This window comes from Streptomyces albiaxialis (assembly GCF_039530985.1).
GTDB classification, from domain to species: domain Bacteria; phylum Actinomycetota; class Actinomycetes; order Streptomycetales; family Streptomycetaceae; genus Streptomyces; species Streptomyces albiaxialis.
In genome coordinates, this window is sequence record NZ_BAAAPE010000013.1 from 331,261 (window position 1) to 353,273 (window position 22,013).

The window sequence follows — 22,013 nt, forward strand, 5'->3', positions numbered from 1 at the left end:
CCCGAAGTCTTGCAGCGGGCGCGCACGCGCGGCGGAGCCGCAGGGGGGCTGGGCGACCTGGGGCCGCTCCCTCACGGGCGTGCGGCTAAAGTGGCGGGGACAGACAGCGTCTCCGTTCGGGGGAAGCCGGTGGGAATCCGGCGCTGACCCGCAACCGTGAGCGGCGAGCGTCCCCGCGACGCCGCGAGCCGGATCGCCCGCCCGGAGGCACAGGCTCCTGCGGTGCCCCGCCGAGCGGGGCACCGCACGGCACCGTCGGGGTATACGGAGCCGAGCCCGGTGTGCCGCCGCGCGGACCCGCGTGGCGGGACGGCCGTGCACGGCTGCGGCCCGCTCCCGTCACGTCACCGTCAGCGAAAGGCACCCGCATGTTCCCGCGCCAGCGCCGCAGCCGCCGCTTCTCCGTGGCCGTCGCCGCCCCCCTCGCGCTCTGCGCGGCAGCAGCGGCAGCGACCGCAGTGGCGGCCGCCCCCACCGCCGTCGCCGACGAGAAGACGCCGCCGGAGCTGTACGGCAAGGCCGACCCGAAGTTCGACGGGGTGTGGCGGCAGTCCGTCGCGCTGCTGGCGCTGGACGCCGCGGGCGCCAAGCCCTCGCCGAAGGCCGTGAGCTGGCTGTCGACGCAGCAGTGCGAGGACGGCTCGTTCCCCGCGTACCGCGCCGACCCCAAGGCGAAGTGCGACGCGAAGAAGACCCCGGCGGACGTGAACGCCACCGCCGTCGCCGTCCAGGCCCTGTCCGCCTCGATCGGCGGGCCGAACGCCGGGACCGACAAGGCCCTGGACTGGCTGAAGTCCGTCCAGAACAAAGACGGCGGCTGGGGCTACAACCCCGGCAGCCCCTCCGACGCGAACTCGGCCTCCGTCGTCGTCGGCGCCCTCGTCTCCGCGGGCGTGAATCCGACCGAGTGGAAGAAGGAGGGGAAGACGGCGTTCGACGCGCTGCTCTCCCTTCAGATCGACAAGGACACCAAGGGCGCGAAGAAGGACGCGTACGGCGCGTTCGCGTACCAGCCCGGCAAGGGCGACGAGCTGGACCCGAACGACGACGCCACGGCCGCGGCGGTGCTCGCCGGGATGCGCCAGGACCTCAAGCTGACCGGCGACAAGGAGGGGCACGGCGCCTCCCCGAAGAAGCAGGCGGACAAGGGCGCCGAGTACCTCGCCGCCACGCTGAAGAAGAACGGCGGCTATCTCAAGGCCGCCACCCCCGGCGCCAAGGGCAAGGGCAAGCCGGACTACGCGAACACCGCCGACGCCGTGATCGCCCTGTCGGCGGCGGGTCACAAGGACGAGGCGAAGACCTCCCTCGACTGGCTCGGCGACAACCTCGGCAAGTGGGACAAGGCCGAGGACGACCCGGCGGCGCTCGGCATCCTGATCCTCGCCAACCGCGCCACGACCGACGGCGACCCGGCGCAGCTCGGCGGCACCGACCTGCTGAAGCGCCTCGCGGCCACCGGCCCGAAGCCCGCCGCGATGCCGTCGCATGAGAAGGACGCGGACAAGGGCGAGGAGAAGAAGGACGACGACGGCGGCTCTTCCCTGCCGACCTGGTCGTTCATCGTCGTGGGCGTGGCCGTCGGCGCGGGCATCGGCATCCTGCTGAGCGGCCGCCGGAAGAAGCAGTCGCTGTGAGGCGCCCCCGGGTCCTGCCCGCCCTCCTGGGCGCGCTGCTCCTCGCCGTCCCCCTGGGCGGCACGGCGCAGGCGGCCGACGACGGCTACCGCTACTGGTCGTTCTGGGAGCGGAAGAAGGACGACGGCGGCTGGGCGTACGCGACGAAGGGGCCCTCGTTGCTGCGCCCCGGCGACGGCGACGTGCTCGGCTTCCGCTTCGCGGTCAGCGAGGACTCCGCGGACGCCACCCGGCCGCGCGGCGAGATCGCCTTCGACGCGGCGTGCGCCCGTACGGAGGAGAAGTCCGGCACGAAGCGGGTCGCGCTGCGCCTCGACTTCGGCACGCGCGGCGACGCGCCCGGCGGGGAGGATCCGCCCCGGGCGCGGACGGCGTGCGCGCGGATCGACGAGGACGGTTCGGCCGCCGACGCGCTCGCGGCCGTCGCCGAGCCGCTCCGCTACAACTCCGACTCCCTCCTGTGCGCCATCGACGGCTACCCCCGCAAGGGCTGCGGCGAGCAGGCGTCCAAGGAGGAGAGCAAGGACAGCGGCGACAGCTCCCCGGGGAAGAAGAAGGACGACGACGGCGGCATGTCCTCGGGACTCGGCATCGCCGCGGGCGTCGCCGCCGTGGCCGTGCTCGGCGCGGCGGCGCTCTGGCAGGCGCGCCGCAGGCGGTGAAGTCGCAGGAGGTGAGGGGCGCCCGCATGGCCGGACCCCGGGCCCGGGCGCTGCGCGCGCCCCTCGCGACCCGCTCCACCTCGCTCCACCCCGGGGCGTGGTGGCTGTGGGCGCTCGGTCTCGCGACGGCGGCCTCGCGCACGACGAACCCGCTGCTGCTCGGCCTGCTGATCGCCGTCGCGGGCTACGTCGTCGCGGCGCGCCGTACGCACGCGCCGTGGGCCCGCTCGTACGGCGCGTTCCTGAAGCTCGGGCTGCTCGTGCTGGGCATCCGGCTGGTGTTCGCGTTCTTCCTCGGCTCGCCGGTGCCCGGGACGCACGTCCTGGTGACGCTCCCCGAGGTGCCGCTGCCCGAGTGGGCGCGGGGCGTCCGGGTCGGCGGCAGGGTCACGGCCGAGGGCATGGTCTTCGCGCTCTACGACGGGCTGAAGCTGGCGGCGCTGCTGATCTGCGTCGGCGCCGCGAACGCCCTCGCCAGCCCGGCCCGCCTCCTCAAGTCGCTGCCCGGCGCGCTGTACGAGGCGGGGGTCGCGGTGGTCGTCGCCATGACGTTCGCGCCGAACCTGGTGGCCGACGTGCAGCGGCTGCGCGCGGCCCGGCGGCTGCGCGGCCGGAGCGACCGGGGCCTGCGCGGGCTGCTCCAGGTCGGACTGCCGGTCCTGGAGGGCGCGCTGGAGCGCTCGGTCGCGCTCGCCGCCGCGATGGACGCGCGCGGCTACGGCCGTACGGCCCGGGTGCCGCGCGCCGTGCGCCGTACGACGGCGGCGCTGACGGTGGGCGGGCTGCTGGGCGTGTGCGCGGGCACGTACGGGCTGCTGGCCTCGGAGGGCGCGTCGTTCGGGCTGCCGGTGCTGCTCGGCGGGCTCGTCCTGGCGCTGGCGGGGCTCGCGCTGGGCGGGCGCCGCACGGTCCGTACCCGCTACCGGCCCGACCGGTGGGGCGTACGGGCCTGGCTGGTCACCGCGTCGGGCGCGGCGGTGGCGGCGGCGCTCCTGACGACCGACGCCGACCTCCACCCACCCGCCGTCCCCCTGACGGCCCCGGAACTCCCTCTGCTCCCGGCCGCGATGATCCTCCTCGGTCTCCTCCCGGCAGCGGTGGCCCCGACCCCGGACTCTCCGCAGAGGAGCGCCCCGGGAAACGCCCCGAGAAGCGCCCCGAAGGGGCGCGGGGAACTGCGCGAGCAACCCTCACCCGCCCGCAGCCCGCGGCGATTCAGCAAGGGGCAGCCCCTGCCCGGTCCCGGGAAAGAGCCCAACCCATGATCCGGTTCGAGAACGTCAGCGTCACTTACGAGGACGCCACGGAAACCGCCCTCCACCACGTGGACGCCCACATCCCGGAGGGCGAGCTGTGTCTCCTCGTCGGCCCCTCAGGAGTCGGCAAGTCGACACTGCTCGGCACCGTCAGCGGCCTCGTCCCGCACTTCACGGGCGGCACCCTGCGCGGCAGGGTCACCGTCGCGGGCCGCGACACCCGTACGCACAAGCCCCGCGAACTCGCCGACGTCGTCGGCACCGTGGGCCAGGACCCCCTGGCCCACTTCGTCACGGACACGGTCGAGGACGAGCTGGCGTACGGGATGGAGTCGCTGGGCCTGCCGCCGGGCACGATGCGCCGCCGCGTCGAGGAGACCCTCGACCTGCTGGGCCTCAACGAGCTGCGCGACCGCCCGATCGCCACCCTCTCCGGCGGCCAGCAGCAGCGCGTGGCGATCGGCTCCGTCCTCACCCCGCACCCGCGCGTGCTCGTCCTGGACGAGCCGACCTCCGCGCTCGACCCGGGCGCGGCCGAGGAGGTCCTCGCCGTCCTGCAGCGCCTCGTCCACGACCTGGGCACCACGGTGCTGATGGCCGAGCACCGGCTCGAACGGGTCGTGCAGTACGCGGACCAGGTGCTGCTCCTGCCCTCCCCCGGCGCCCCGGCCCGGCTCGGCGACCCCGCCGAGCTGATGGCGGTCTCGCCGGTGCGCCCGCCCGTCGTCGAGCTGGGCGCCCTCGCGGACTGGTCGCCGCTCCCGCTGTCGGTGCGGGACGCCCGCCGCCGGGCCGCGCCCCTGCGCGCGCGGCTCGAAGGCCGTACCCCGCCGGCCGCGCCCGCGCCGGCCCCCGAGGCCCCCGTACTGGCGCAGACCGCGCGCCTCACCCTCCTGCGCGAGCGGGTCACGGCGCTGCACGAGGTGACGCTCGCGCTGCGCGCCGGGGAGACGGTCGCCCTGATGGGCCGCAACGGCGCGGGCAAGTCCACGCTGCTGGGCAGCCTCGTCGGCCTCCACGCGCCGACCTCCGGCTCGGTCTCGGTCGGCGGCGCGGCCCCGCACCGTACGCGCCCCGCCGAACTCCTCCGGCACGCCGGGCTCGTACCGCAGGAGCCGCGCGACCTGCTCTACGCGGACACGGTCGCGCGCGAGTGCTCCTCGGCGGACCGGGACGCGGGCGCGGAGCCCGGCACCTGCCGCGCGCTGGTCTCGGAGCTGCTGCCCGGCATCCCCGACGGCACGCACCCCCGCGACCTCTCGGAAGGCCAGCGGCTGGCGCTCGCCCTGGCGATCGTGCTGACGGCGGGCCCGCCGCTGCTCCTGCTGGACGAGCCGACGCGCGGCCTCGACTACGCGGCCAAGTCCCGCCTGGTGGCGCTGTTGCGGGACCTCGCGGCGCGCGGCCACGGCACCGTACTGGCCACGCACGATGTCGAGCTGGCGGCAGAGGTCGCGCACCGGGTGGTGATCCTGGCCCAGGGCGAGATCGTCGCCGACGGCCCGACGGGGGAGATCGTCACCTCGTCCCCGGCCTTCGCCCCGCAGACCTCCAAGATCCTGGCACCGGAGCCCTGGCTGACGGTGCCGCAGGTACGGGAGGCGCTGTGAGGGACATACGCGGACGCGGTCGCGGCGTGCGCGCGATCCGGCTGGGCCCCCGCTCCGTCACGGCCCTGGGGCTGACGAGCGCCATTGGCGTGGCCGCGTTCGGCTGGCCGCTGCTCGCGAGCCGTACCTCGGGGCTGGCCCACTCGCAGGACGCGCCCTGGCTCTTCGCGGCGCTGCTGCCCCTCCTCCTCGCGGTCGTCGTGGCGACGATCGCGGACACGGGGCTGGACGCCAAGGCCGTGGCGATGCTCGGCGTCCTGGCGGCGGCGGGCGCCGCGCTGCGTCCGCTGGGCGCGGGGACGGCGGGCCTGGAGCCGATGTTCTTCCTGATGGTGCTCTCCGGGCGGGTGCTGGGCCCGGGGTTCGGCTTCGTGCTCGGCGCCGTCTCGATGTTCGCGGGGGCGCTGCTGACGGGCGGCGTGGGCCCGTGGATGCCGTTCCAGATGCTCACCATGGGCTGGGTCTCGATGGGCGCGGGCCTCCTCCCGGGGCCCGAACGGCTGCGCGGGCGGCGCGAACTGCTGATGCTGGCGGCGTACGGCGCGGTCGCGGCGCTGCTCTACGGGCTGGTGATGAACCTCCAGGGCTGGCCGTACATCGCGGGCCTGGGCTCCGGGATCTCGTTCGTCCCCGGCGATCCGCTGCACGAGAACCTGGTCCGCTTCGTCGCGTACGTCCTGGCGACCTCGCTCGGCTGGGACGTGCCCCGGGCGCTGCTCACCGTTGTGCTGACGCTCACGCTGGGCGGCACGGTGCTGCGGGCGCTGCGCCGGGCGACGCGCCGCGCGGCGTTCGACGCGAGCCCCGTCTTCACGGAGCGGGTCTCGGAGGCCTCGGCAGCCTCGGCGGCCCCGGCGGCTTCGGCGGAGTCCACGGGCGGGACGCCTCCCGCGTGCCGGTGACGCCGTGTTCCCGTCCTCCCCCGAGCGACGGGAACACGGCTCCCGCCCCCCGGCGGGGTCGGGGCGTCTCTCGCCTTCTTGCCTCCGAGGCAAGAGAACGCCCGTTCTCCCGGGAGGGACCGTAGTCTAGAGAACGCACGTTCTCAAGCGCGGTGGCCTACGGACGGGGAGTGGACGGGGATGGAGACCGAGGATGCCGCGGAGTGCTCGCGCGTACTGGCCGTCGCCGACGGGCTGTTCTACGCGCACGGGATCCAGGCCGTCGGGATGGACCGGATCCGGGACGCGGCGGGAGTCTCGCTCAAGCGGCTCTACCGCTGCTTCCCCTCCAAGGCGGCGCTGGTCGAGGCGTATCTGCGGACGCGGGACGAGTGGGCGCGGAACGAGCTGTCCGCGTATCTGACGGGCATCGAGTCGCCGCGCGAGCGGATCCTCGGGGTCTTCGACTGGCTGCACGCCTGGGCCCAGGGCGCCGACTTCCACGGCTGCGCGTTCCTCAACGCGTACGGCGAGCTGGCCTCGGGCTCCGAGGGCGTGGTGCGCGCGGTGCGCGACCACAAGTCGGCGCTGCGCCGCTATCTGCGGCACCTGGCCGGGACCACCGCGGCGCGCGACCCCGAGACCCTGGCCGCGCAGCTCGCGCTGCTGCTCGACGGGGCGCTGAGCGGCGCCCACGTCAGCGGGACCGCGGCGCCTGCTCTGGACGCGCGCGCCGTTGCCGCGACGCTTCTCGACGCGTCAGGCGCCGGGCGCCCCGCCCCCGCGTGAGGCGCAGCGCGACGAACACGGCGACGGCGAGGGCGACTCCGGCGAGCACGAACTTCGAGTACAGCCCCACCAGATCCGTGACCTCGTGCCAGCGCGCGCCCAGGCCGTACCCGGCGAGGACGAAGAGGGCGTTCCACAGGGCGCTGCCCGCGGTGGTGAGGAGCAGGAAGACGGGCACGGGCATCCGTTCGACGCCCGCGGGGACCGAGATCATGCTGCGGAAGATGGGGATCATCCGGCCGAAGAAGACGGCCTTCGTGCCGTGCCGCGCGAACCAGCGCTCGGTCTTCTCGATGTCGGACACCTTCACCAGCGGCAGCCGCGCGGCCAGCGCCACCGTGCGCTCGCGGCCGAGCAGCGCCCCGACCGCGTAGAGCGCGAGGGCGCCGACGACCGAGCCGACGGTCGTCCACACCAGCACGGCGACGAGGCTCAGGTCCCCCTCGCTCGCGGTGAACCCGGCGAGCGGCAGGATCACTTCACTGGGCAGGGGCGGGAAGAGGTTCTCCAGCGCGATGGCGATTCCGGCGCCTATGGCACCCAACGACTCCATGAGCCCGGCGGCCCACCCGGCGATGCCACCGGTTTCCTCGGCGGCGATGTCGATCAGCATAAGGTAAAAGATAAGCAAAGGACGATCCTTCGCTGTACCCGGGAGGCCGTACGGCCGGGGTGCGGTTTTCCGCACTCCCCCACGGCGGAGCGCCCCGGCCTCTACGATCTTGTGCGGGGATCGGACCAGGACCAGAACCCGGAGCGTCGCGGAGGAAGTCGAGCATGGTGCTGAACGTGGCGGTGGTGGGCGGCAGTGTCGCGGGGTGCGCGGCGGCCCTGGCGGTCTCGCGGGGCGGCGGCGCGCAGGTCACCGTCTTGGAGCGCGCCGCGGGCGAACTCCGCTCCCGGGGCGTCGGGGTGAGCCTCCACGACGACCGTTACGCGGAGCTGGAGGCCGCCGGGTACGTCGACGCGGCGATGCCCTGGGCCGAACTGAACCGCCGGATATGGACCGTCCGGGACGGGGACTCCCCCGAGGGCCGCGCGATAGCCACCCACCCCTTCCCGTTCCGCGCCTACGGCTGGGGATCCCTCTGGAACGAGCTGCGCCGCCGGGTCCCCGACGAGGTCGACTACCGTACGGGCGCCGAGGTCGCCGCCGTCGAGCCGGACGCCGACGGCGTCACGCTGCGGTTCCGGGACGACGGTGGCGACGGTGGCGACGGCCGTACGGAGCGCTTCGACGCGGTGATCGGAGCCGACGGCTACCGCTCGGTGGTCCGGAACACGATGTTCCCCGAGCTGAGCCCCGACTACTCCGGCTATCTCGCCTGGCGCGGCAGCTCCCCCGGCGAGGGCCCCGGCACCGACGCGCGCATCGTGGTCTTCCCCGGCGGCCACTGCATGATCTACCGCATCCCGGGCCCCGACGGGGAGCACCGCGTCAACTGGGTGCTGTACACGGTGCCGCCCCCGCTCGACGGCACCCAGCCGGACCTGCGCACCCCCACCTCGCTCCCCCCGGGCCGTCTCACCGAGGACCTCACGGAGCACCTCCGGGCGCTCGTCGCCGAGCACTTCCCGCCGGTCTGGGCGGAGTGCGTGCTGAGCACCCCGGCCGAGGACACGCTCGTCCAGCCGATCTACGACATGGAGGTGCCCCATTACGCCACGGGCCGTCTCCTGCTGGTCGGCGACGCGGCCACCGTCGCCCGCCCGCACACCGGCGGCGGCAGCGTGAAGGCGCTCCAGGACGCCTGTTCCCTGGAGGCGGCCTGGCGCGCGGGCGGCGGCGACCTGGCGGAGGTCCTCGCCGCGTACGACGCCGACCGCACCTCCGTGGGCGCCACGATGGTCGCCCTCGGCCGCCGCCTCGGCCGCGCCCAGGTCGAGGAGACCCCGGACTGGGCTGCCATGAGCGAGCCGGACCTGGAGGCGTGGTGGCAGCGTCAGCACCAGGGCGACGCCCGCAGCAGCGGCTTCGGCGGCCAGGCCCTGGGCAGGCCCTAGGCAATCCCTGGGAAAGCCCTAGGCCCCGGGCCTCGGGAACTCCCGTACGAGGTCTCCGCCCCGGGGCTCGTAGCACGACATGCCGACGTTCCACCCGAACCCCGTGAGCAGGGCGTGGAGTTCCTCCCACCGCTCCGGCTCGACCTGGCCCGCGAAGCGGATGAGGCCGGGCTGCGAGAGCGTGCCGAGCCGGGCCCAATCGGTGGAGACGGCGGCCTCGCCGCGGAACCGGTCGCTCGGGCCCGTCTCCCAGCCCGCCTGCTCGAAGGTGGTGACGAACTCGTGCAGGGTGGGGCTCAGCGCGCCGTCGGGGCCTTCGGCCTCCGGGTGCACGGCCCCGTAGACGTTGGGGAGCCCGTCCACCTTCTTCCGCAGCCAGTCCGGGACGTTCTCCTCCGCGCGGGGGAAGTACGCGAGGTCCTTCGCGTAGTTCTCGGGCGTGAAGGACGGCGCGTCCGGCTCGTTGTCGTAGTCGTACTGGACCGAGTAGCGCTCCGGGGACATCGTGTACGTCAGCGTGAACCAGGTGCCGCCGGTCTCCGAGTACATCCCCAGCCGCAGCTTCCGGCACAGCTCGGTGATGCCCTTCGGGATGCCCGCCGCAGTGAGGCTGCTGCCGTCCTCCGCGACGACGGCGAGGGAAGCCGACGAGCCGCCCACGGCCAGCTCGGCCCAGCGGAGGGTCGCCTTCGCCCAGCCGTCGGGGAGGCCGCCGCGGAGCACTCCGCCCAGCTCGGCGCATATCTCGGCCTGTTCGGTGGGATCCAGGGCAGGGTGTCGCACGGTGTCACCTTTCCTCGGGTTGCGGTTCACAGAAATCGGGTCAGCGGTTCACAGAAATGGGTCAGGGGCGGGTCAACGCCAGTGCCTCACGCAGCCGTTCGGGGTCGGCCCGCACCTCCGGCCCGGAGAACCGGCCGGTCACCCGCCCCGCGGTGAGCACGCTCACCTCGTCCGCGCACGCGGCCGCGAACCCCGGGCTCGGGGAGACCAGGAGAAGGGTCATCCCCTCCCCCGCGAGCGTCACGACCACCTCGCGCACGCGCCGTACGACGACGGGCGCCAGCCCCTCCGTCGGCTCGTCCAGCAGCAGCACGCGCGGCGCGCCCAGCAGCGCGCGGGCGAGCGCGAGCATCTGCTGCTCGCCGCCGGAGAGCTGGGCGCCCCGGTGGCCGCGCCGCCCGGCGAGGCCCGGCAGCAGTCCGAGGACCCGGTCCGGCGTCCAGTCGCCCTTCCCCCGGTACGAGAGCCGCAGATGCTCGTTCACCGTCAGCCCGGCGAAGACCCGCCGCCCCTGCGGCACGAGCCCGACACCGGCGCGCGCGACCCGGTGCGCGGGGCGGCCCGTCACATCGGCGCCGTCCACGAGGACCGTGCCCGAGGCGGGAGCGAGCAGCCCGGCGACGGCGTGCACGAGGGTGCTCTTGCCCGCGCCGTTGTGCCCGACGACCGCGTGCACGGTGCCCTCGGGCACGGAGAGGCCGACGCCGTGGAGGACGGTGCCGCCGTCGTATCCGGCGGTCAGTCCGCTGAGTTCGAGCACGGCTCGTCGTCCTCCTCCGCCGCCGCGGTCCCCAGGTACGCCTCGCGCACGGCGGGGTGGCTCAGCGCCTCCCCCGTCGGCGCGGTGACCAGCGCCCGGCCCTCGACCAGCACCGTGACGGTGTCGGCGAGGCGGGCGACCAGCTCGGTGTTGTGCTCGACCAGCAGCACGGCGACCTCGTCCGGGAGCCCGCCGAGCAGTTCCACGAACCGCTCGACGTCCTCGTCCGTGAGCCCGGCCGCCGGCTCGTCCAGCAGCAGCACGCGCGGCCGGGCGACGAGCGCCGCGCCCAGGTCGAGCAGCCTGCGCTGGCCGTGGGAGAGCGCGGAGGCGGGCGCGGAGGCGAGGTCGCGCAGCCCCACGGCCTCCAACTGCCGCTCCGCCTCGGCCGCGCACTCCCGGTACCGGCCGGGGCTGCGCCAGGCGCCCCGGCGCCGGGGGTGGTGCCGCCAGACGGCCATCACGAGGTTCTCGCGCACCGTCAGATCCGCGATCACGGACGGCTGCTGGAAACTGCGGGCGATGCCGAGCCGCCCGCGCCGGGCCGGTCCGGCGCGCGTGAGGTCGCGGCCGTCGAGGACGACCCGCCCCCGCTGCGCGCGGGCCGTCCCGGCGATGAGGTTCAGCAGGGTGGACTTGCCCGCGCCGTTGGGCCCGATGACCGCGTGCCGGGCGCCGGTCGCGAGGTCGAGGGAGACGCCGTCGACGGCGGTGAGGGAGCCGTAGCGGCGGGTGAGCCCGGAGAGGGCGAGCCCGGAGGGTACGAGCCCGGAGTCGTCCGTCATACGGCCTCCTCACGGGCGGCGAACGGCAGCCGTACGCCCGCCAGTCCGCGCGGCAGCACGTACACCGCGACCACGAACAGCACGCCCAGCAGCAGCGGCCCGTGTCCCGGCCAGGCCCCGGAGAGCCAGTCGCGGGTGAAGACGATCAGCCCGGCGCCGAGCATCGCCCCGACGACGGAGGTCGTGCCGCCGATGACGGCGGCCAGCAGCGCGAGCGCGGCGATCTCGAAGCCGACGTCCGCCGGGGAGACGTACGCCTGGACGGTGACCATCAGCGAGCCGCCGACCCCGGCGAGGACGCCCGCGCCGATGTGCGCCAGCAGCAGGTACCGCGCCACGGGGTGCCCGGAGGCCCGCATCCGCGCCTCCGCGCCGCGCGTCCCGGTCAGCAGCGTGCCCGCGGGCGAACGCAGCAGGACGAGGGCCGCGGCGAGGACGACCGCCGTCGCGGCCAGGACGTAGCCGTAGACGGCGGTCTCGTCGGCCAGCTCCTCAAGTCCCCACAGCGGTACGGGCGCCGGGAACCCGGCGAGGCCGTCCGTCCCGCCGGTCACGGACTTCATCTGCCCGATGGCGGTGCTGGTCAGTTCGCCGACGGCGAGGGTGATCATGAGTACGGTCGTGCCGCGGGCCCTGATGACCGCGGGTCCGGTGACCGCCGAGAAGAGCGCCGCGGCGGCCCCGGCGAGCGCGAGCTGCGCGACTCCCGTCGTCCACCCGGCGTCGGCGGCCAGCGCGGTCGCGTACGCGCCGACCGCGAACGGCGCGGTCTGTCCGAGCGTGGGCAGTCCGGCGTACCCCGTCATGATGCCCGCGCTCACGGCTACGAGGCCGAGTGCGAGGGCGTACCCGGCGAGGGTGACGCTGTACTCATCGAGCACGTACGGCACGACGGCGCATGCCGCGATCAGCACGACCAGGGGCGCCGCCGCCCGTACCGTTGCCCTCTCCCCGAGGGCCGCGAGGAGACTGCCCCCGCGACTGCTTCGCGGGCTGCGAGCGCGTCGTGGCTGGTCGCGCAGTTCCCCGCGCCCCTTACGGGGCACCTCTGCGTCTCCCCTCTGTGCTTGGGAGGTCTGCCTTTGGGGGTACCTCCCTGCTCGAAGAGCTTGGGGGAGCAGGGCTGGCAAGCGCAGCCGCCGATGCCGGGTACGCACAGGGCCGGGCCCGCCGCCGGGTTCCGGGATCGCCCCGCGTCGGGCGCGGACCGTCAACACCGCCGCCATCGCGGCGAACAGCAAGTAGGGGGCCCAGTCAGGCGCGAGGGAGACGCCGAGCGTCTGGACCTCGCCGACCGCGACGGCGGCGAGCAGGGTGCCCCACAGCGAGCGCAGCCCACCCAGCACCACGACCACGAGCGAAAGCATCAGCACCGTGTCGGCCGTACCGGGCCCGGGGCCCACGATGGGCGCACCCAGCACCCCGGCGGCACCGGCGAGCGCGCCCGCCGCCGCCAGCACCCCGGTGTGGACCGCGCGCGGCCCGATGCCCGTGGTCGCGAGCATCTGCGGATCGTCCGCGGCGGCGCGCACCGCGGCCCCGGCCCGGGTGCGGGTCAGCACCCAGGTACCGAGGCCCGCGAGCACGACGGCCATGACGACGAACACCAGCCGGTACGTCGGATACCGGTGCCCGAGCAGCGTCGTCGAGGCGTCCAGCGCCTCCGGCACCCGTACCGGGATCTCGTCCGCGCCGAAGAACTCGATCAGCAGGTTGCCGCCGATCAGCGCGAGCCCGAACGTGAGGAGGGCCTGCGCGAGGTGGCCGCGCCTGGACAGCGGCGCGGTCGCCACCGACAGCAGCACTCCGGCGGCGGCCGAGCCCGCCGTGCCCACGGCCAGGCCGAGCGCGAGCCCGCCCCAGGTGCCGTCGCTCAGTTCGGCGCCCGTATAGGCGCCGACGGCGTAGAGCGTGCCGTGTGCCAGGTTCAGCACGCCCGCCGTGCCGAAGGCGAGGCTCAGCCCGGCGGCGACGACGAACAGCAGCAGCCCGTAGGCCACGCCGTCGACCGCCGGGACGAAGTGCGCGTCGAGTACCCCCACGTCGAGCCCGTCCGCTCAGTCGCCGAGCGTGGCGAGATCCTCGACCATGACGTTGGCGAGCTTCTTGCCGTCGGGCTTGACCTGGCGCAGGTACCACTTCTGTACGGGCGCGTGGGTGCGGTCGCCGAACTCCCAGGTGCCGCGCGGGCTCTCGATCTGGCCGAGCCCGCCGATGGCCTTGTTGATGCTCTCCGACGTGACCTCCTTGCCGCCCTTGCCCGCCTCGGCGATGGCCTTGTCGAGGACGGCGGCGGCGTCGTACGAGGACATCGCGTAGGTCGTCGGCGACGAGTCGTGCTCGGCGGTCCAGTCGGCGACGAACTTGCGGTTGGCCTCGTTGTCGAGGTCCGCCGCGTAGTTGAGCGAGGAGTAGATGTCCTTGGCGGCCTTGCCCTGCGCGGGCAGAGTGCTGCCCTCGGTGAGGAACCCGGCCGAGTACAGCGGCAGGTCGGCGGCGTCGGACTGGGCGTACTGCTTCACGAAGTCGATGGCGGCCTTGCCCGCGTAGAAGCAGTAGACGGCCTTGGCGCCGGACTTCTTGATGTCGGAGAAGTAGGGGGTGAAGTTGGTGGTCTTGGGGAACGGCGTCCAGCGGGTCTTGCCGTCGGGGTTGGCGAGCTTGCCGCCCGCCTTCTTGAACGCCTCGGTGAAGCCCCGGAGTTCGTCGTGCCCGCCCTGGTAGTCGGGGCCTATCGCGTAGACGGGACCGTCGACCTTCTTCTCGACGTGCTTCGCGATGGCCTCGCCGGGCTCGTCGGACAGATAGCTGGTGTGCCAGACGTTGCTGACGTCCTTGACCTCGGGGCGGCCGTTCGAGCCGACCAGCGGGATCTTGTTCCGCTTGGTGAGGGGCAGCACGGCGTTGAACGAGCCGCCGCCGACGATGCCCGTGAGGACGTCCACCCGGTCCTTCTTGATCAGCTTGGTGGCCGCCGGCACGGCGGTCGGCGGCCCGTCGCCCTCGTCCCCGACGGACAGCTCGACCTCGCGCCCGCCGAGCTTGTTGCCGTGGGTGTCCAGGTACAGCTCGAACCCGGCGCGCATGTCCGTGCCGACGGCCTTGTAGGTGCCCGACAGCGAGGCGAGCAGGCCGATCTTCACCTTCTTGTCGCCGTCCGACCCGGCGCCACCGCCACCGCAGGCCGCGACGGCGGTCAGCGTCAGGGCGAGACCCGCGGCCCAGACGGTCCGCCGCGCGCCACGTGCGGCACGGCTGGATCTGCGTACGTTCACTGTCACGAGGGCTCCCATTCGATCGCGCCTACGACGAGGCGGGCTGCTGGCCGGACTCGCGCATGGCGGGGGACAGCGCGTCGCCGACCTGGTTGATCAGTTCGGACATCATGTAGCTGACCTCGCCGATGTCCGCCTCCCTGGTGGTGGTCACGAGCAGGGAGGCGCCGGTGGAGACGGCCATCGAGAAGAGGTAGCCGCCCTCCATCGCGGTCAGGCTGTGCTCCACGGGGTCCGCCTCCATGAGCTGGGCGGCGCCGGACAGCAGGTTGACGATGCCGGAGGCGATGGCGGCGAGCCTGTCCGCGTCGTCCTGCTCCAGCCCCGTGTAGGCCAGGGCGAGCCCGTCGACGGAGACGGCGATGGCCTGGGTCACCTCCGGGACGCGGTGGGCGAAGTCGGTCAGCAGCCAACTGAGGTCTCTGGCGGAATCGGTGGTCATGAAGTGCTCTGTTCTCCGTTACCTGTCGTCTGCTACCTGTCGTCTGCGTCGTGGGCGGAGGCACCCGCCTCACGGCCGCCTCTGTTGCGCGTGCTCCGGTTGATGCCCTGCGCGTAGGCCGCGAGGACGTCGGAGACCTGCCGGGAGTCCCGGCGGCGCGGCGGGGTGGTCCTGGACCCGCCGCCCTTGGTGCCGCCCTTCGCGCCGCCGCCGGTCCTGCCGCGCTCGGCTCCCGGCTGCGCCGCGGCCCCTGGCCGCTCCTCGGGCAGCGGGCGCCGGCGGATCGGGAGCCCGGACGAGCTGAATCCGGCGACCCTGGCCTCGGCGGGGACCTCGGTCCTGGGCCGCGGCACGCGGCGCGGCGCCCCGCCCCCGGAGCCCGAACCGGAGCCGGTCCCGGCCCCGGTCCCTGTCCCGGCGCTCTCCTTCTCCTCGCCAACGCCGCGCTCCCGAGGCGGGCGGGGAGGAAGGGGCGGCGTCGGGGAAGCCGTCACGACCGGTCCGGCGGGCCCGGCAGGTCCGACAGGCCCGGAGCGCGGCACGTCCGCCGGCTCGCCGGTCCCGTCCGCCCGCTCGCCGGTCCCGTCCGGGTGACCGGCGGCGTCCGGGTGGTCCCCCTGCCCCGGCGCGTCCGCGCGGGTCCGCTTCTCCAGGGCCGCCGACGGCTTCGGCACGCCGTCCCGCGCGGCGACCTCGGCCGCCTTCCGGCGTACGGCCTTCTCCCGTACGGCCCTGTCCCGTACGCCCGTTCCCGCGCCGGGGGCCGTCCCCGCTCCGCCCAGGACGCCGGGGGCGCGGGCGATCTCGGCGAGGCACTTCTCCGGGAGGGTGACCTCCGCGATGGTGCCGGGGCCCGAGGAGACGCGCAGCTCGACCGCGATGCCGTGCCGCCCGGCGATGCGGGCCACGACGTGCAGGCCCATGGAGCGCACGGCCGCGCCGAGGTCGGCCCGAGGCTCGGCCAGGCGTGCGTTGAACGCGAGGCGCCGCTCCTCCGGGATGCCCACGCCCTCGTCCACGATCTGCACCACGGCGCGGTCCCACAGCCGCCACGCCGCGACCCCCACCTTGGTGTCGGGCGGCGAGAACCGGGTGGCGTTGTCGAGGAGTTCGGCCAGCAGATGGGCGACGTCGTCGACATAGCGGGCGGCGATGCCGAGGCCGGGCTCGACATGGCCGAGGGTCACGCGCCCGTACCGTTCGATCTGCTGCGCTGCGGCGAAGACGACGTCCGTGCAGGGCGCGTCGGCGGTGCGGACCTTGCCGCGCCCGTGGCCGCCGAGCACGAGCAGGTTGTTGGTGTTGCGGTCCATGCGGATCGCGAGGTGGTCGAGGGCGAACAGCACGTCCATGCGCTCGGGGTCCAGCTCCTCGCGCTGCACCTGGTCGAGCTGGGAGGCCATGACGCCGGTGAGCACCGCGCCGCGCCGGGCGACGCCGACGAGGGTGTCGGCGAACTGCTCGTGGGAGGCGGCCTGCTGCGCGGCGAGCCGCACGGCCTCGTAGTGCACCGCGTTGAACGCCTGGCCGACCTCGTCGATCTCGTCCTTGCCCGTCGAGGGCAGCGGACTCCCGGCCCGCTCGGCGACCTGCTCGGGCGTGGCGCCGCCGAGCGCGCGGGGCTGGGAAAGGTCCGTCATGACCTCGGGCAGCCGCTTGTGGGCGACGTCGTGCGCGGCGTTCCGCAGGTGGCGCAGGCGGCGGATCATGGCGCGGCCGAGCTGGTAGGCGATGCCGAGCGCGACGGCGAGGGTGAGCAGCACGGCGCAGAGTTCGCCGACGGCCCACCAGATGAGGGTGGTGCGCTTCTCGTTCGCGGTGTCGAGGACGGCGGCGTCGATGCGCCGCTCGACCCCGCGCAGCATCGACAGCCGCTCCGTGGAGGCCGCCTCCCACTTCTTCCAGGAGAGCGTGAGCGGCCGGCCGGCGGCGCTGCGGCCGACCTCGTCCTCCATCCGCTGCGCGGCGAGGGCCTTGGGCCCGGCGAGCGAACGTTCGAGCCAGGAGCGCCACTCGGAGGGGCCGAGCGTGTAGACGTCGCCGGTGGCCTCGGTGTAGCCGAGCCGGGTGGCGTCGAACGAGCGCTGGGCCGCGGGCGTGAGCCCGCCGCCGTCGAGCGCGCGGGCCACCGCGACCTGCTGCTGGCCGAGGTGCTCGGCGGCCTTGGAGAGGGCCGCCGCGGCGCGGATACGGTCGGCGATGCCGGGGTCCACGCCCTCGGCCTGCGCGATGCTGTCCCGGTAGGTGATCAGGTCGGCGACCACGATGCGGTAGCCGAAGGCCAGCGAGGACAGCGCGCCGCTGCCGGACCTGACCTGCGCGCGCAGCGCGGGCAGTTCGGCGAGCGAACGGTCGATCCGCTCCAGCGCGGCACCGCTGCCCTCGGGCGTCGAGGAGACCCGGCCGCGCTGCTCCTGGTACCGCTCGATGCTGCGGTCGGTGGTCTTGGTGCGGCTCTGGAAGCGCGCCGTGGTCCCCTGCGAGGCCACCAGCGAGGTGGCGGCGACGCGTTCGCGCTGGAGCGCGTGGGTCAGCTCGGCCGCCGAGGCGGCGACCTCGATCATCGTCGTCAGGCGGTTCGCCTGGAGGGCCTGGCTGGTGGCCGGGGTGAGCGCGCGCCCGGCGAAGGCGACGGCGACCACCAGCGGCACCGCGACCAGCAGGACGAGCCGGGGAGCGATCCTCACGGCGTGGTCCTCCCGCCTGGTCGGGACGGGAACTTCTGCGACACAACAACACCTGTCGTGCTTGTCGGAGGGCTGACGAGGGCGGCCGCGAACGGCCGCACCTGGTGGAGGAGTTACTGAAGTTTCGGATGTTCCCCCGTGATACGAACACCGATGCTAAGCCCGACGCGGCACGATTCGCGAGGAGTTGACACCACCGAACCGGAGAAACTCCGTCCGACCCTACGACCAGCCACAACGCAAAAGGCAGCGCTTACAATCTCTCTTCCCCCCTCTCGCCCCCGTAAGTCCCGTTCTGCCCGGGGTCACTTACCGCCGAAGTGCCCCACCTCGCAGAACTCGCGCCGCGCGAAGACCATCGGCCCGGCGTCCGGCCGTCCCACCGACGTTCCGACCACGGAACCGACGACGAGCGTGTGATCGGCGACGGCGAGACGGCGCTCCACCCGGCAGTCGAGGACGGCCAGGCTCCGGTCGAGCACCGGGTTCCCCGTCACGGGCGAGGGCGCCCACCCCGCGCACAGGAACGGGTCCTCCTCGGGGTCCGTACGCGCGAACAGCTCGGCGTGGTCCCGCTGGTCGGCGGCGAGGATGTTGACGGTGAAGGTCGGGACGGCCCGGACGATCGCGTGCGTACGCGCCCGGCGGTGGATCGCGACGAGCAGCGTCGGCGGGTCCAGCGAGACCGACATGACCGCGTTCGCCGTCATCCCGTGCGGGCCCTCGGGGCCAGTGGTCGTCAGGACCGTGACCCCGGTGGGAAAGTGCCGCATGACGTCCCGGAACCGCTCCGCGGAGGCCCCGGCTCCGTCCACCGGGACCCCGCCCGCCCCGTCCACCGGGATCCCTTCCGCCGCGGCCCCGTCCACCGCTGCCGCGCACGCGAGTTCGGGCGCTCCGGCCACGCACTCCACGGGCCCCGTCACCACGCGGGCTCCTCCGGCGCGGCGGCCCCGGCGAGCGCGGGGAAGTGCGGGACGACCTCTTCCGCGAGCTGGGCGACGACTTCAGCGGCGGGCCGCGAGCCGTGCTGCACGCCGAGCGCCGCGTGGTTGACGCCCCGCTCCTGCCACCGCCGCAGCACCTCGATCAGCCCCTCCGAGCCGGTCCGCAGGACGAAGCCGCCGCGCAGCGGCGTCGGGCGGGTGCGCGGGTCCTCGGTCAGGTCGATCCACTCGTTGGTGGCGACCGGCTTGAACCGGCCGCCGGGCACCAGCTCCCGCCAGCCCGCGGCCCGTTGGCCGAGCGCGTCGGCACCGGCGAGGGTGTGGCTCGTGCCGGGATAGACCAGCCAGCCGTCGGCGTGCTCGGCGATCCACTCCGGCTTCTGCTGCGAGGAGCCGGTCACCAGCAGCGGCACGCGGCCCGCGTACGGCTTCGGCAACAGGTCCACGCCGTCGAGGCTGCCCAGCGGCGAGGTGAGGCGCGGGCTGCGCGCCTCGGTCAGCTCGCGGAACCAGGCGAACGTGTCGCGGTAGCGCTCGCCCCGCGCGGCGTGGTCGATCCCGTACGCGGGGAACTCCGAGGCGCGGTCGCCGGAGGCCGCGCCCAGCACCAGCCGCCCGCCGCTGAGCTGGTCGAGCGAGGCGGCCTGCTTGGCCAGGTCGACAGGGTGGCGCAGCGGGAAGACCGCGCTGCCCGCCGCGAGCGACACCCGCCGGGTGTGCGCGGCCAGCCAGCCGAGGTACGTCCAGGGGTCGAAGACCTGCCCGGCGTCGCCGAACCCCGGGTCGAAGAGCGGCACGTCGCGCACCCAGACCGCCGCGAACTCCGCCTCGTCGGCGCGCCGGACCGTCTCCGTCTGCCCCTTCATGGCGGCCATGTCGCCCGCGTACTGCCACAGCGGCAGGAAGAGGCCGACGGTCAGCCGCCCGGGAGCGAACATGCGCCCGAACCCCGGGTGCGCGTCAAGAACGGATGAGTTGCTCACTTCGCCTCCACGAAAGACTAGATCGATCGATCTAGTGGGAGAGTAGCAGACTGGATCGATCGATCTATTCGGTAATCTGGCCCCATGGACGACGTCACGGAAGAGCGAGAGCGCAGCGACACCCGCACCCGGCTCGTCGTGGCGACGGCGGCCCTGCTCCAGCGCCAGGGGTACGAGGGGACGAGCATCAAGCGGATCCTCAAGGAGGCCGGAGCCACCTACGGCTCGCTGTACCACTTCTTCCCGCACGGCAAGGAGGAGCTGGCCGCCGAAGCGCTGCGCTTCGGGGCCGACGACTTCGCGCGCCTGCTGCGCGAGGGCCTCGCCTCCTCGCCCGACCCCGCCGAGGCCGTCGCGCACTGCGCGCGGCTGCTGGCGGAGACGCTGCGCGACTCCGACTGGACGGACGGCTGCCCCGTCGCCGCGACCGCGCTGGAGATCATCGGCCGCTCCCCGCTGATCCAGAGCGCCTCGGACGAGGCCCTCAAGCAGTGGCGCGGCATGATCGAGGCGAGGCTCACCGAGGGCGGCGTCCCCGGTGCCAGGGCGGCGGCGCTGGCCTGCACGGTCCTCTCCGCGCTGGAGGGCGCCGAGCTGCTGTGCCGGGTCTCCGGCGACGACGAGCCGCTGCGCTTCGCCGGGGAGCAGCTCGCGGTCCTGGTCCGCGCCAACGCCTGACGAGCCCGCGCCCCACACTGCCGAACTGCGGTTTTCCGCAGTCCCGGGCCGTACGCCGCTCGGCTAACGTGATCGTCCATGCGCCCCCTCCTCCGCTGGTTCAAGACCGCCCTGGCACTCGTCCTGGGCGTTCTCAGCGCGGTCGGCGGGGTCCTCTTCCTCCTCTCGGCCGCGCTCTGCCCACCGGTGCGACGCCGGGCCCCGGCGCTGGCGGCGGTGGAGCGGCGCCGCATCGCGGGCTGCTACGACGCGGAGGTCGGCCCCGTCTCCCCGTCCCCGCACCGCGCGCTGGGCTTCCTCACCGCGCGGCTCGGCCCCGGCCTGCTGGGCGGGCTCGTGCTGTTCGCCGGGGTGATCGGCGCCGGTTACGGCTCGCTGGTCCTCTGGGGCTGGTTCCTGCTCACGATCCACGACCCGCTGAACGTCTTCTGGTCGGCCTGCGCCGGGCTCTTCCTGCTCTTCCTCGCCGTGCAGGGCATGTACGGGGTGGCGCTGCTGGAGGTCCGGATCGCCCGGCGCTTCTACGGGCCCGACGACCGCGCCGAACTCGTGCGCCGCATCGGCGAGCTGGCCGAGAGCCGGGCCGGGGTCGTCGAGGCCGTGCACGACGAGCGGCGGCGCATCGAGCGCCATCTGCACGACGGGGTGCAGCAGCGGCTGGTCGCGCTGGGCCTGGTGCTGGGGCGGGCCCGCCGCTCCGGCGACCCGGCGAAGGCGGACGCGCTGCTGGGCCAGGCGCACGAGGAGGCGCAGCGGGCGCTGGACGAACTGCGCGAGGTGGCCTGGCGGGTGTATCCGGCGACGCTCGACGAGGGCGGGCTCGGCGCGGCGCTGGAGACGGTCGCCGAGCGCGCGGGCATCGCGGGCGTCCCGGTGCGGCTCTCGGTCGGCCTCACGGCCGAACCCCCGGAAGCCGTCCGCGCGATGGCGTACTTCGTCGCCGCCGAGGCCGTCACCAACGCGGTCAAGCACTCCGGCGCGAGCGCCGTCACCCTCGACGTCACCCAGCGCGACACCCCGTCCGGCACCCTGGTGACCGTACGGACCCGGGACGACGGGCGCGGCGGCGCGGATCCGGCGGGCGGCGGCCTGACCGGGCTCCGGCGCCGGGTCGCCGCGCTGGACGGCCGGTTCTCCGTCGACAGTCCCGTCGGCGGTCCCACTCTCATCACCGCGGAGCTGCCGTGCGCGTGACCCTGGCCGACGACTCGACCCTGCTGCGCGAGGGCCTCGCGCGGCTGCTGGCGGACGAGGGACACGAGGTGGTGGCCACCGCGGGGGACGCGGCGGGGCTGCTGGAGGCGGTGGCGCAGGACCCGCCGGACGTGACGGTGGTGGACGTACGGATGCCGCCGACGCACACGGACGAGGGGCTGCGCGCGGCGCTGGAGATCCGCGAGCGCTGGCCCCGGGTCGGGGTGCTGGTGCTCTCGCAGTACGTCGAACGCCGGTACGCCACCGAGCTGCTGAGCCGCCCCGAGGGCGGCGTGGGCTATCTGCTGAAGGACCGGGTGGCGCAGGTCGACGAGTTCCTGGAGGCCCTGGACCGGGTGGCCGAGGGCCGTACGGCGTTCGACCCCGAGGTGGTCAGGCGGCTGCTGGCGCGCAGCACGCACACCGATCCGCTGGAGCGGCTGACGCCGCGCGAGGGCGAGGTGCTGGGCACGATGGCGCAGGGCCACACCAACGCGGCCATCGCGGCGCGGCTGCACCTGTCGCAGAGCGCGGTCGAGAAGTACATCAACTCGATCTTCGCGAAGCTCGATCTGGACAGCTCACAGGGGTACAGCCGCCGCGTCCTCGCGGTCCTGCGCTACCTCGACTCGTGAGAGCC

The 22,013-nt window shown here is 74.4% G+C and carries 20 protein-coding genes; 10 read left to right on the forward strand and 10 right to left on the reverse strand.

The annotated features are described in order from the left end of the window. Nucleotides 1-368 precede the first annotated feature (368 nt). The 6 genes from ABD343_RS25075 to ABD343_RS25100 all read left to right on the forward strand — a co-directional run bounded on the left by ABD343_RS25075 (nucleotide 369) and on the right by ABD343_RS25100 (nucleotide 6,835). A complete protein-coding gene (locus ABD343_RS25075; RefSeq protein ID WP_344531584.1) occupies nucleotides 369-1,637 on the forward strand; it encodes an SCO2321 family membrane protein in 1,269 nt (422 codons plus the stop codon). Next, complete coding sequence (locus tag ABD343_RS25080; protein WP_344531585.1) at nucleotides 1,634-2,299, forward strand: SCO2322 family protein; 666 nt, start codon at nucleotides 1,634-1,636, stop codon at nucleotides 2,297-2,299. Before ABD343_RS25075 ends, ABD343_RS25080 begins: the two co-directional genes overlap by 4 nt. 26 nt (nucleotides 2,300-2,325) lie before the next feature. After that, entirely contained in the window at nucleotides 2,326-3,564 is a 1,239-nt protein-coding gene (locus ABD343_RS25085) for an energy-coupling factor transporter transmembrane component T (protein WP_344531586.1), read from the forward strand. Beyond that, nucleotides 3,561-5,165 carry an ABC transporter ATP-binding protein gene (locus ABD343_RS25090; protein WP_344531587.1) on the forward strand — a complete coding sequence of 535 codons (1,605 nt, stop codon included), beginning with the start codon at nucleotides 3,561-3,563 and terminating at the stop codon, nucleotides 5,163-5,165. Before ABD343_RS25085 ends, ABD343_RS25090 begins: the two co-directional genes overlap by 4 nt. Further along, nucleotides 5,162-6,067 carry an ECF transporter S component gene (locus tag ABD343_RS25095; RefSeq protein WP_344531588.1) on the forward strand — a complete coding sequence of 302 codons (906 nt, stop codon included), beginning with the start codon at nucleotides 5,162-5,164 and terminating at the stop codon, nucleotides 6,065-6,067. The genes ABD343_RS25090 and ABD343_RS25095 overlap by 4 nt, the downstream gene beginning before the upstream one ends. 180 nt (nucleotides 6,068-6,247) lie before the next feature. Then, nucleotides 6,248-6,835: a TetR/AcrR family transcriptional regulator gene (locus tag ABD343_RS25100; RefSeq protein ID WP_344531589.1), complete on the forward strand. Its 588-nt coding sequence runs from the start codon at nucleotides 6,248-6,250 to the stop codon at nucleotides 6,833-6,835. On the opposite strand, the gene ABD343_RS25105 is transcribed toward ABD343_RS25100, so the two are convergent. Beyond that, nucleotides 6,744-7,388, reverse strand: coding sequence for a DedA family protein (locus tag ABD343_RS25105; protein ID WP_344532233.1), 645 nt, complete (start codon nucleotides 7,386-7,388; stop codon nucleotides 6,744-6,746). The two genes, ABD343_RS25100 and ABD343_RS25105, sit on opposite strands and share 92 nt — an antisense overlap. 224 nt (nucleotides 7,389-7,612) lie before the next feature. Here ABD343_RS25105 and ABD343_RS25110 point away from each other — a divergent pair, with 224 nt between their 5' ends. Beyond that, the gene (locus ABD343_RS25110; RefSeq protein ID WP_344531590.1) at nucleotides 7,613-8,839 is read left to right on the forward strand and encodes an FAD-dependent monooxygenase; all 1,227 of its coding nucleotides are present in this window, start codon (nucleotides 7,613-7,615) and stop codon (nucleotides 8,837-8,839) included. A gap of 18 nt (nucleotides 8,840-8,857) precedes the next feature. On the opposite strand, the gene ABD343_RS25115 is transcribed toward ABD343_RS25110, so the two are convergent. From ABD343_RS25115 to ABD343_RS25155, 9 genes are all read right to left on the reverse strand, one after another. After that, nucleotides 8,858-9,622: a hypothetical protein gene (locus tag ABD343_RS25115; protein WP_344531591.1), complete on the reverse strand. Its 765-nt coding sequence runs from the start codon at nucleotides 9,620-9,622 to the stop codon at nucleotides 8,858-8,860. 61 nt (nucleotides 9,623-9,683) lie between these two features. Further along, complete coding sequence (locus tag ABD343_RS25120; protein WP_344531592.1) at nucleotides 9,684-10,382, reverse strand: ABC transporter ATP-binding protein; 699 nt, start codon at nucleotides 10,380-10,382, stop codon at nucleotides 9,684-9,686. Beyond that, nucleotides 10,361-11,167, reverse strand: a complete 807-nt coding sequence (locus ABD343_RS25125; RefSeq protein WP_344531593.1) for an ABC transporter ATP-binding protein — start codon at nucleotides 11,165-11,167, stop codon at nucleotides 10,361-10,363. Before ABD343_RS25125 ends, ABD343_RS25120 begins: the two co-directional genes overlap by 22 nt. Next, the gene (locus ABD343_RS25130; RefSeq protein WP_344531594.1) at nucleotides 11,164-13,209 is read right to left on the reverse strand and encodes a branched-chain amino acid ABC transporter permease; all 2,046 of its coding nucleotides are present in this window, start codon (nucleotides 13,207-13,209) and stop codon (nucleotides 11,164-11,166) included. Before ABD343_RS25130 ends, ABD343_RS25125 begins: the two co-directional genes overlap by 4 nt. Nucleotides 13,210-13,224: 15 nt before the next feature. After that, complete coding sequence (locus ABD343_RS25135; protein ID WP_425578263.1) at nucleotides 13,225-14,460, reverse strand: ABC transporter substrate-binding protein; 1,236 nt, start codon at nucleotides 14,458-14,460, stop codon at nucleotides 13,225-13,227. Between the two features lie 10 nt (nucleotides 14,461-14,470). Next, the gene (locus tag ABD343_RS25140) at nucleotides 14,471-14,884 is read right to left on the reverse strand and encodes a roadblock/LC7 domain-containing protein (protein ID WP_344531595.1); all 414 of its coding nucleotides are present in this window, start codon (nucleotides 14,882-14,884) and stop codon (nucleotides 14,471-14,473) included. Between the two features lie 32 nt (nucleotides 14,885-14,916). Continuing rightward, nucleotides 14,917-17,571 (reverse strand): sensor histidine kinase, encoded by a 2,655-nt coding sequence (locus tag ABD343_RS25145; protein WP_344531596.1) that lies wholly within the window; start codon nucleotides 17,569-17,571, stop codon nucleotides 14,917-14,919. Between the two features lie 305 nt (nucleotides 17,572-17,876). Next, a complete protein-coding gene (locus ABD343_RS25150; RefSeq protein ID WP_344531597.1) occupies nucleotides 17,877-18,500 on the reverse strand; it encodes a flavin reductase family protein in 624 nt (207 codons plus the stop codon). Next, nucleotides 18,494-19,456 (reverse strand): LLM class oxidoreductase, encoded by a 963-nt coding sequence (locus tag ABD343_RS25155; protein WP_344531598.1) that lies wholly within the window; start codon nucleotides 19,454-19,456, stop codon nucleotides 18,494-18,496. The genes ABD343_RS25150 and ABD343_RS25155 overlap by 7 nt, the downstream gene beginning before the upstream one ends. 129 nt (nucleotides 19,457-19,585) lie before the next feature. Here ABD343_RS25155 and ABD343_RS25160 point away from each other — a divergent pair, with 129 nt between their 5' ends. The 3 genes from ABD343_RS25160 (at nucleotide 19,586) to ABD343_RS25170 (ending at nucleotide 22,008) form a co-directional block, all read left to right on the forward strand. Then, nucleotides 19,586-20,179: a TetR/AcrR family transcriptional regulator gene (locus tag ABD343_RS25160; protein WP_344531599.1), complete on the forward strand. Its 594-nt coding sequence runs from the start codon at nucleotides 19,586-19,588 to the stop codon at nucleotides 20,177-20,179. A gap of 78 nt (nucleotides 20,180-20,257) precedes the next feature. Beyond that, nucleotides 20,258-21,373 (forward strand): sensor histidine kinase, encoded by a 1,116-nt coding sequence (locus ABD343_RS25165; protein WP_344531600.1) that lies wholly within the window; start codon nucleotides 20,258-20,260, stop codon nucleotides 21,371-21,373. Then, on the forward strand, nucleotides 21,364-22,008 hold the full coding sequence (locus ABD343_RS25170) for a response regulator transcription factor (RefSeq protein WP_344531601.1): 645 nt from the start codon (nucleotides 21,364-21,366) through the stop codon (nucleotides 22,006-22,008). The genes ABD343_RS25165 and ABD343_RS25170 overlap by 10 nt, the downstream gene beginning before the upstream one ends. Nucleotides 22,009-22,013: the final 5 nt, after the last annotated feature.

Coding starts and splice junctions, on each gene's coding strand:
- ABD343_RS25075 (WP_344531584.1), top strand. CDS start 369: ATGTTCCCGCGCCAGCGCCGCAGCCGCCGCTTCTCCGTGGCCGTCGCC.
- ABD343_RS25085 (WP_344531586.1), top strand. CDS start 2,326: ATGGCCGGACCCCGGGCCCGGGCGCTGCGCGCGCCCCTCGCGACCCGC.
- ABD343_RS25090 (WP_344531587.1), top strand. CDS start 3,561: ATGATCCGGTTCGAGAACGTCAGCGTCACTTACGAGGACGCCACGGAA.
- ABD343_RS25100 (WP_344531589.1), top strand. CDS start 6,248: ATGGAGACCGAGGATGCCGCGGAGTGCTCGCGCGTACTGGCCGTCGCC.
- ABD343_RS25105 (WP_344532233.1), bottom strand. CDS start 7,388: ATGGAGTCGTTGGGTGCCATAGGCGCCGGAATCGCCATCGCGCTGGAG.
- ABD343_RS25110 (WP_344531590.1), top strand. CDS start 7,613: ATGGTGCTGAACGTGGCGGTGGTGGGCGGCAGTGTCGCGGGGTGCGCG.
- ABD343_RS25125 (WP_344531593.1), bottom strand. CDS start 11,167: ATGACGGACGACTCCGGGCTCGTACCCTCCGGGCTCGCCCTCTCCGGG.
- ABD343_RS25135 (WP_425578263.1), bottom strand. CDS start 14,460: ATGGGAGCCCTCGTGACAGTGAACGTACGCAGATCCAGCCGTGCCGCA.
- ABD343_RS25140 (WP_344531595.1), bottom strand. CDS start 14,884: ATGACCACCGATTCCGCCAGAGACCTCAGTTGGCTGCTGACCGACTTC.
- ABD343_RS25155 (WP_344531598.1), bottom strand. CDS start 19,456: ATGTTCGCTCCCGGGCGGCTGACCGTCGGCCTCTTCCTGCCGCTGTGG.
- ABD343_RS25160 (WP_344531599.1), top strand. CDS start 19,586: ATGGACGACGTCACGGAAGAGCGAGAGCGCAGCGACACCCGCACCCGG.
- ABD343_RS25165 (WP_344531600.1), top strand. CDS start 20,258: ATGCGCCCCCTCCTCCGCTGGTTCAAGACCGCCCTGGCACTCGTCCTG.